General features: G+C 46.4%; 9 protein-coding genes. 8 read left to right on the top strand and 1 reads right to left on the bottom strand.

The annotated features are described in order from the left end of the window. The first annotated feature begins 3 nt into the window (after positions 1-3). The 8 genes from A3EU_RS0108210 to A3EU_RS29810 all read left to right on the top strand — a co-directional run bounded on the left by A3EU_RS0108210 (position 4) and on the right by A3EU_RS29810 (position 7,930). Positions 4-786: a hypothetical protein gene (locus A3EU_RS0108210; RefSeq protein ID WP_156825699.1), complete on the top strand. Its 783-nt coding sequence runs from the start codon at positions 4-6 to the stop codon at positions 784-786. A gap of 167 nt (positions 787-953) precedes the next feature. Then, positions 954-1,694, top strand: a complete 741-nt coding sequence (locus tag A3EU_RS0108215) for an acetolactate decarboxylase (RefSeq protein WP_020535665.1) — start codon at positions 954-956, stop codon at positions 1,692-1,694. Positions 1,695-1,716: 22 nt separating this feature from the next. Next, positions 1,717-2,091 (top strand): hypothetical protein, encoded by a 375-nt coding sequence (locus A3EU_RS0108220; RefSeq protein ID WP_020535666.1) that lies wholly within the window; start codon positions 1,717-1,719, stop codon positions 2,089-2,091. A gap of 15 nt (positions 2,092-2,106) precedes the next feature. After that, positions 2,107-2,937: a maleylpyruvate isomerase N-terminal domain-containing protein gene (locus A3EU_RS0108225; RefSeq protein WP_020535667.1), complete on the top strand. Its 831-nt coding sequence runs from the start codon at positions 2,107-2,109 to the stop codon at positions 2,935-2,937. Between the two features lie 103 nt (positions 2,938-3,040). Beyond that, the gene (locus A3EU_RS0108230) at positions 3,041-3,901 is read left to right on the top strand and encodes a hypothetical protein (RefSeq protein WP_020535668.1); all 861 of its coding nucleotides are present in this window, start codon (positions 3,041-3,043) and stop codon (positions 3,899-3,901) included. Between the two features lie 52 nt (positions 3,902-3,953). Beyond that, positions 3,954-4,577, top strand: a complete 624-nt coding sequence (locus A3EU_RS0108235) for a hypothetical protein (RefSeq protein ID WP_020535669.1) — start codon at positions 3,954-3,956, stop codon at positions 4,575-4,577. Between the two features lie 100 nt (positions 4,578-4,677). Continuing rightward, positions 4,678-5,268 (top strand): aspartyl/asparaginyl beta-hydroxylase domain-containing protein, encoded by a 591-nt coding sequence (locus tag A3EU_RS0108240; protein WP_020535670.1) that lies wholly within the window; start codon positions 4,678-4,680, stop codon positions 5,266-5,268. Positions 5,269-6,934: 1,666 nt separating this feature from the next. Then, on the top strand, positions 6,935-7,930 hold the full coding sequence (locus A3EU_RS29810) for a sugar phosphate isomerase/epimerase family protein (protein WP_020535673.1): 996 nt from the start codon (positions 6,935-6,937) through the stop codon (positions 7,928-7,930). A 206-nt stretch (positions 7,931-8,136) separates the two neighbouring features. Here the strand turns inward: A3EU_RS29810 and A3EU_RS35470 are convergent. Next, the coding region (locus tag A3EU_RS35470; protein ID WP_020535674.1) for a transposase at positions 8,137-8,373 on the bottom strand (237 nt) is incomplete at its 5' end.

An 8,373-nucleotide genomic window follows, 5' to 3' on the forward strand; every position in this document is an offset into this window, starting at 1 on the left:
TTCATGACGATCAGAACAATAACCTCTACTTTTTCTATGCATTCCGGAGATCATGACTTCTACGGCAAAGAGGTAGAATTTGTAAACAAGCTCCTATTTAACTGTGAATCAATGGAGCGGATACCCCCAAGTAATGCCGAGTATGGTTTAGAGGAATTGTCCTTCACTAAATATCAGCTCACCGGGAAAGTGGTGTTCAAAGGTGCCTATCTGCTCATTATTGATTGCCACATTCGCATTGGGGTCGTATTGAACAATGCCTTCCGTTTTGGCAATCATGTTTACATGGGCAACAACGAGATTGATCATCGCAGCACACTTGTAGGAGATACCCTAAAGCTAAGGGGTACCTTTATTTTTTCGCCTGTTCATTTTTGTGTATTCACCTTTAAGCGAAGTGAAAAAGAGCTCCCTATTGTTGATTTCAAATGGAAAGCGACTAAATTTTATCGCTACCTTTCCTCTGATGAGGAAGACCTTTCGGAGACACCAATTGACACGCTGTCCCAATCAAGCTTTGAAGAGATGGATAAATTGATTAGTAACCACAACATCGCTGACGATTTGAATGTCGTTGAACTACAGTTGGTGAGCCCAGACCCGGTAGAGATTGATCAAAAATTTGTGGGGGTTAGCGGTTATTTTTCCTCTATCAATTGGATTACGCCAAGTAAGTGGATAAAAAACTGTGGCGGAAGAATACTTTCGGGCGTGAAAGTCGATGATTGGTTTTATTACGACAAACACGGCATTGAAAAAACGGAAATTCACTACGAACGGGAATAAGAACTTGTAGCCGTATACCATATAGTGCGCAAGGCGCTAGCCTGAAGCTCGCCGCAGGTACGAGGAGGACAAAGGCTATCCCGTCCCGACTTTTCTAGTCGGGACGGGAGATGGCATGGCCCAAAATTTATATAAAAACGAGAACAATCAATTGAAAAATATAAGCAATGAATAACAGACTTACCACCCCTACCCTTTTAGTGCTACTCAACCTTGGTTTTCTATCCTGCGGGGTGGGCGAAGCAACAGCGATTACCCATGATGCCTACCCCGATGTGCAAGTGGCTGGCGCCATGAAAAATGTGATGTGGAAAGGAGAATTGGCCGGTATTATCAGCTTGGAAGATATTGCCAATAAAGAAGGACTGTACGGCATCGGCCCATTAAGTTACCTACAAGGTGAACTACTGATCAATGATGGCCAGGCCTATGTTTCGAAGGTCGTATCTGATACTACAATGATGGTAAAAGCGACGTTTGACACAGAAGCACCCTTCCTTGTTTATGGCAACGTTACGGAATGGCAGGAGCTGGAATTGCCTGCTTCGATCACTAACGGCAAAGCGCTGGAAAGCCACCTGGACACCCTGACACGGAGCTACAAACGCCCCTTTGTGTTCAAGCTAAAAGGAGAAGTGATGAGTGCCGATATCCACATCCAGAATTTGCCAGAAGGTAGCAAAGTGAGCTCGCCAGAAGAAGCCCATCGGGGGCAAACGAACTATGCGCTGGGACAAGAACAAGTAGCAATTATCGGCTTTTTCTCAACCGAGCATCAGGGGATTTTCACTCATCACGACTCCTACATCCATCTACACCTGATCACCGATGACAACACCCAGATGGGGCACTTGGATGCGGTGGAATTTGAGGCGGAGAAGATGAAGTTGTATTTGCCGGTGAAATAGTCGCCAGTTAAATGATTTGCAAATGAAAAAACTGGTTGAATTTGAGGTTATAGCCCCTCCTATCTATGATGCTTTCAATTGGGACATGGACTTGATTATGAAAGCATTGGAATACCTTCGTCAGGAACTCCCTAAGCATCTGCCAGACTTCCCTTCCTGCTCCAATTATTACTTAATCGCGTATGGAGACTTTTTGGGGAATTCTTACTCCGCTATTGGTGTTGACTTTGATGATGCTAAAGACCTTTTGCTACCCAACTTTTTCGACTTATACGACAAAGTGAACATCCTGATAACAGAAGTGATGACGATTGAAAAAATAAGAAGTGCTTCAAAAGACCTAATCATTATTAGTTGGGATGTATTAAAAGAGCAAGGCTATTATCCTAAGAAATAAACTAATATCTCCCTAATGTCTTCTTCCATCACCAACCTCGTCCATAAACTACCAGCGCTAAACGAGCAGTTGCTCACGCTCCTCAAAAGCCTCAGCGCAGAAGAGTGGCAGGCACAAACCGTGGCCAGCCAGTGGAAAGTAAAAGACGTGGTGGCTCATTTGCTAGACGGTAATATTCGTATCCTCTCTATGCTACGTGATGGCTACCAAGGAGAGACCGCTGACATCGCATCTTACCAAGATTTGGTGGTCTACATTAACCGCCTGAATGCCGACTGGGTACAGGCCATGAAGCGGGTGAGTCCGGAAATATTGATACTCCTCCACGAGCTTACAGGCCCCTTGTACAATACGTATTACGCCTCGCTGGATCCATTTGAAAAAGCTGCTTTTTCCGTAGCGTGGGCTGGTGAAGAAGAAAGCAAAAACTGGATGCACATTGCACGGGAATACACGGAGAAGTTTTTGCACCAACAGCAAATTAGAGATGCCGTGCAGCGACCGGGCATTATGACCACAGCTTTCTTTTTGCCTTTTGTGGAGGTTTGCCTAAAAGCATTGCCGCATACCTTTAGAGAGGTGCCCGCCACTGATGGGACGTGCATACAGTTAAGTATTCCCGGTGCCTGTGGAGGCCGTTGGTTTTTCTTTGCTCATCAGGGCCAATGGCAGATTGGCGAAGCTGCCATCAACACACCGATAACGGAGGTGACGATAACAGCAGAAGCCTTTTGGAAATTGGTTTCCAAGAGTAAACGAGCTGTCGATCTCGAAGCTTTTATTGAAGTAAAAGGAGATCCGTTGCTGGCAGAAAAGGTATTGTCAATGGTTTCCTTTATTACTTAGAGACCACACAAAATTGTCAAAAAAAGGCAAATATTAACTCGTGATTTAGTAAGTTCACAGTGGATTTATTTTCTCTCTTTTTAAATTTCAACACGCACTCTCCATGAAAAGACTATTTACCCTTGCCCTCATTTTTATATTTGTAATACCACTTTCGTTAGCTGCTCAAAGGAGCAAATGGCTCAAGAAACAGAACGTGCGGGTGGCGACGACCTTCAATTATTATCCAGCAATCGATGCTTTCTCTTATTTCAGTGAGTTTAGTCGAGAAGAGGATACACGCCTGATCCTGAGTTACCGAGAACCCAATGCGGGGACCTTCAGGGTGGTGGGAAGCAGGACGACCGATTACGAAACCACAACCACTCTTCTTAGTCCTTCTCAACTGATAAGTATCGGGGGCAGCGTTCAATTTGAGAATAGAGATGGGATATTTCAAGAGCTGGCACTGACGAAGTTTGCGATTTCCAAGTCCTCATTTCGCCAGGATATTTATGTCTTTGACGATATGGGTAATACGATAGACCTCTATTTTACGGGTACAGAAGAGCGAACGGCAGCCTTTGCTTTTCGCTACGAATTGGGCAAATACTTTGGTAATCCCAGGTACGATATTTTGCGATTTGGCGTAGCGGTGTCTATGGAACCATCGCTATATACTTTTAAGCGTACGCCCTACGACTCTGGCTCCTTCCCTTATCAAGGGCGGATTTTTGCGCTAGAGGCTTCGCTTGTACCAGTAGCAGCCATCAAGTTTTCCAAGAAAGTATCGTTGGATGTGAAAGTCATCCCCAACCTTACGATTGCTTCTTTTGGGAGTATCAAGGTAGAAAACCCAATCCTTACCGAAGACCAAAAAGCAGGCTTTAGAGATTTTGAGCCTCCTGCTATGAATGTGGCTTACAGTATCCTGCTTCGCTACCAGATTCAAGAGGCCAAGCGCAGTCGGCGGCGGAAGCCCTGATTTTCATCTAAGCATCATTTTTTTTGTAAATGTTCCATTAAAATCCACTAAAATGAAATACAAGGAACAACGAGCCATTGCACAGCAAGGCATTCAAAAAATCAACAAAGATCTTACAATAGATGACTACCTGGCCAGCCTCAGTAAGCAGGGGATATACGCCAGCGATATCAATCAAATCAAAGTACTTCTCCGTAAAGAATTCCAGCAGAAGTACGGAACACAATTTGAGCCTTATTTGCTCAATGGTCAGGAAGAACAACTAGCACAGGAATTCCCTGACCTGGCACCTTCTACCATTGAACTGGTCAAGAAGTTTCAAATTACCGAAATCCAGACGAGGGGTCAAAGGTCCGTTGCCAAGATGATGAAGGAAGGTAGAAAAGAAGAAGAGATCGCCAAGACGCTGAAAAATCCTTTCTTCACCCATGAAAACATCCTGGCCGAAGTTGATCATTACATCAAACACAATGTGAAAGTAAGCGGGCAGGAGAAGCAGAACTTCGTTGTGATGGGATGGTTGCTGATCATTATTGCGGTAGCTGTACTAGCAGCCCAGCCTTATCTTCAATGGGGCGGCAGAAAGACACTCTTTTTAGTGATTACACTCATTGCTACTGGTGTTTATAATTTAGTAAAATCCAGGATGACAAAGGCTGCTATTGAGGGCAAGTAGAATGCGTCAAGTGATCAAGTAAGAGAATCAGCATTTTTTGCTTACGTTCCAGAAAAATTCTATTTTACAACATTTAACACACCTCCAAAACACATATATCATGCAACTAGTCGAAACCGCCGATGCTACTCTGGACCGGGTAAAACTGCCGATGACCTTTGATGTTCCTAAGCTTCAGGAAGAAGTAAAAGCACTGCAACTGTACAGTTATATTTACTACGATGTGCTGCCGCTACGTTCACCTGCTCACATGGTAGACACTTCGTTGCCAGTGCCTCCACCCGCTGATGATTATGCCGATGGCTCGTGGACCGACTGGATGGATACGGAACTGCTAAAAAAGTCGCCTTACCTGACCAGTGTTATCGATTCCTTCAAAGCCCACACTGATGTTACGCTGGTCCGCTTACTACGTTTAGCCCCTCAGGCTACCGTTCGGGAACACACCGACCCTACTCTGGGGCTACACATTGAGCGGTCTGTCATCCGGCTCACCATCCCCATTTTTACGAATGACCAGGTGGATTTTTATCTCAATAACGAGATTGTACCACTTAAGGCTGGCGAATGTTGGTACCTGCGCTTGACCGACCCTCATAAAATCAATAACAAGAGTGATGTAGAACGCATTAACCTCACCATTGATATGATTCCTAATGACTGGGTGAAAGAGTTGATTCAAGATGCTTAACTCTATAAAAATTTGTTTGAATTGTGAATAATAAAAACTTTTTACTACATTTGCTTCATCCGGAGAATTGAAGACCCTTCTCTCTGGTCAATCATAGGTCACTACCCCTGCAAGGTCAGCAGGAAAATCAGCGGTTTGTTTGTTTTCGAAGCTGGCTACTTCCCTAAGGGAGTAGGTGGAGGAGGCATGCCTGTATCGCCCGAGGGCGAAGTAGGTGCTGCGGCGACTCAGGCGGGGTGGGACCCCCAACCCTGGTTGGGGGAGTTGTACCCCAGCGTATCATACCCCTATTTGGGCGCTAAAAAAGTCACGACGGCCCACCTCAACCACCACCTTGTGCCGGGTATAACTTCAAGTTACCCCCCCAAAACACGCTATCTTCCATCAAGGGCAAAGCCGCCACTATCCAAATACAACCTGCAGCCAAAGTAGAATCATAGTTGTTACAAGTTAAGTACTTGGACAAAAGAAATGTGGTATTGATTTTTAGCGCTATTTTTCTTCTAATCAAGGGAAGCCCGGAAACTGGTAGCCATAGCTACCAAGTTGAGGACTGTACGAAGAGTAGGAGGAAAAGACTCAAAAAGCAATCCGTGATTACATTTGGCCAAGTACTTAATTCATAACTTGTATTTTCTCCTACCTCAACGGCGTCAAAAATGACAACAAATAAGTTTCCAAGGCCTCTCGTAATTCTCTTCTTATTTCCTTTACTATTTGCTTCTTGCAAAACCCAGGAAACAGACCTCCGACAGCAGCAAGTCTTCACCAATGAGCAGCGCCAGTTTGGGGTCAAGAATACTGCTGGTAAAATTATCATCAAGCCTATTTACGCGAGGCTATTTCCTTATTTCGACTACGCCAAAAACTACTATGAGCAGTCAGAGAGCAGCATCCCTGAGCCTTATCCTTATTACATTGCCGAAACAACCGAAGGCCAGCTAGGTATCCTCTTTGCTAATGGCCGCAGGGCCTTCCCTTTTATTCCCGCTCATTCTCTGGAGATCGACCTGCCCACCAAAACAATCGTAGCAGAAAAACGGCAAACCGATGCCCCTACCACCTATCAACTCTATTTTTTCTCTGGACGACTTGCAGATACTTCCAACTACTTCCGCATTGGCTACTTCGAAAACAACGAATTGATCATTCTCGAAAAAAAACGCCGTGAGGAAGTCTACCTGTGGAATATCAACGCCCCTCAAAAACNTGGCCCATACGACCACTTCAACCTATGGGAACCTCACAATATGCTAGCCGTCCGCTATCAAGACCACTGGGGCCTGATCACTACCAAGGGGCAGCCACTTCTCCCCATAAAATATACCCGCTTGTGGATGATGAACGATGAATATACCAATCGCCGTGCCTTCGCTCAAGCGGAAAAGCCACCAGGGATCACTTTCATCGGCGGAGCTACCCTGGCCGATGATCGCACCCAAATCCTGCTCGATGAAAACCTTCAGGAGTATATAATGGATGTGCAGCCTTCGGGCGTCCGGATTATTCCCAAGATTGATTAATTTGTAGCCCATAAAAAACATTCCACTTCAAGGCCGAAATTGGGCCCCGAAGGAATGCCTTCTGCAAAATCGGAGGCCGGAAGTAATCAGCCCCTCAGGTTTCAGAACAATCAAACCATCTAACAAACAACCATCAACCAACTATGTCCACAAGAATCCTCCTTCCCCTTTTACTACTCATTTTTGTCTCCTGCAGCCCCCAATCCCCAGAGCAAGCTGCTGATACCGATGATGAGGTAGCCACCGAACAAGACTTCAAAATCTCCCTTGCACAATGGTCGCTCCATCGCTCCTTTTTTGGTGGTGCCATCGAGGATTGGGATGCTTTTGGGCGGATGCTGGAGGAGTCACCAGACTCCCTACTGCAAGGTGACCTCGACCCTATGGATTTTCCCACTATCGCCGCCAGCTATGGCGTCAATTCCATTGAGTTGGTCAACACCTTTTACTTTAGCAAAGCCGAAGATGAAGCTTACCTCACGGCCTTCCGCAACAAGTGCCAGGAAGCTGGCGTCACCGTCGGCCTCATCATGTGCGACCGTTTGGGTGACCTCGGCGAGGCTGATGAAGCTGCTCGCCAACAGGCCGTAGAAAATCACTATCCGTGGGTTGATGCCGCCCAATTTCTCGGCGCGCACGCCATCCGGGTCAATGCGGCCGGCAGCGGTACCGCCGAAGAAGTAGCAACCAATGCCGCGGCAGGTTTGGCCGCACTGGGCACTTATGCAGCCACCAAAAACATCAACGTTATTGTAGAAAATCACGGCGGCTATTCTTCCGATGGCACTTGGTTAGCTGGCGTCATGAAAGCGGTGGGAATGGACAATGTCGGTACCCTCCCTGATTTCGGCAACTTTTGCATCGAAAGAGGCCCTGAGTATGAATGCCTCAACGAATACGACCGCTATCAGGGCGTTGCAGACCTGATGCCCTACGCCAAAGGGGTGAGCGCCAAAACACACGACTTCAACGCCGCCGGCGAAGAAACCCATACCGACTTCCTACGCATGATGAAGATCGTCAAGGAAGCAGGCTACAAGGGGTATGTCGGCATCGAATACGAAGGCCCCGAACTGTCGGAAGACGAAGGGATCAAAGCTACCAAAGCTTTGCTGGAGCGGGTGTTTCAGCAGCTATAAGATTAGATTTTTCAGGGCAGGCCGGTGCCGTGGTGTTCCTCTCTTTTCAGGAAGGGAGCCTCGCGGCACCGGCGCTACGTTGCAGGGCTCGTTATTCACTCGGCCAGCGGTGCTTTTCCGCACCACTGTCTGGCACCGCCGTAGCGGCACCACCCTTCCACATCGCTCCTGCATTTTAGACACCAAGGGCTTGATTATACCCGTCCCTAAGTGGTTTGGGCGTACACAGAAGCCCCACCTACTGAACGAAAATTCAACGTTAGTAGCCTGCGCAACTCCGACTTGTATGACTTAGTGTCATTGAGGAAATCAATTATTCCGTCTTTGAATTTTGAATACGTATCGTAGTAAATAGAGCTGATGGCTTTTTTACGCATAAACTTCCAAAGCCGCTCGATTAAATTCAAATTAGGGGAATACGGGGGGAGAAATACAAATTCTAT

This window comes from Lewinella cohaerens DSM 23179, assembly GCF_000379805.1.
GTDB classification, from domain to species: domain Bacteria; phylum Bacteroidota; class Bacteroidia; order Chitinophagales; family Saprospiraceae; genus Lewinella; species Lewinella cohaerens.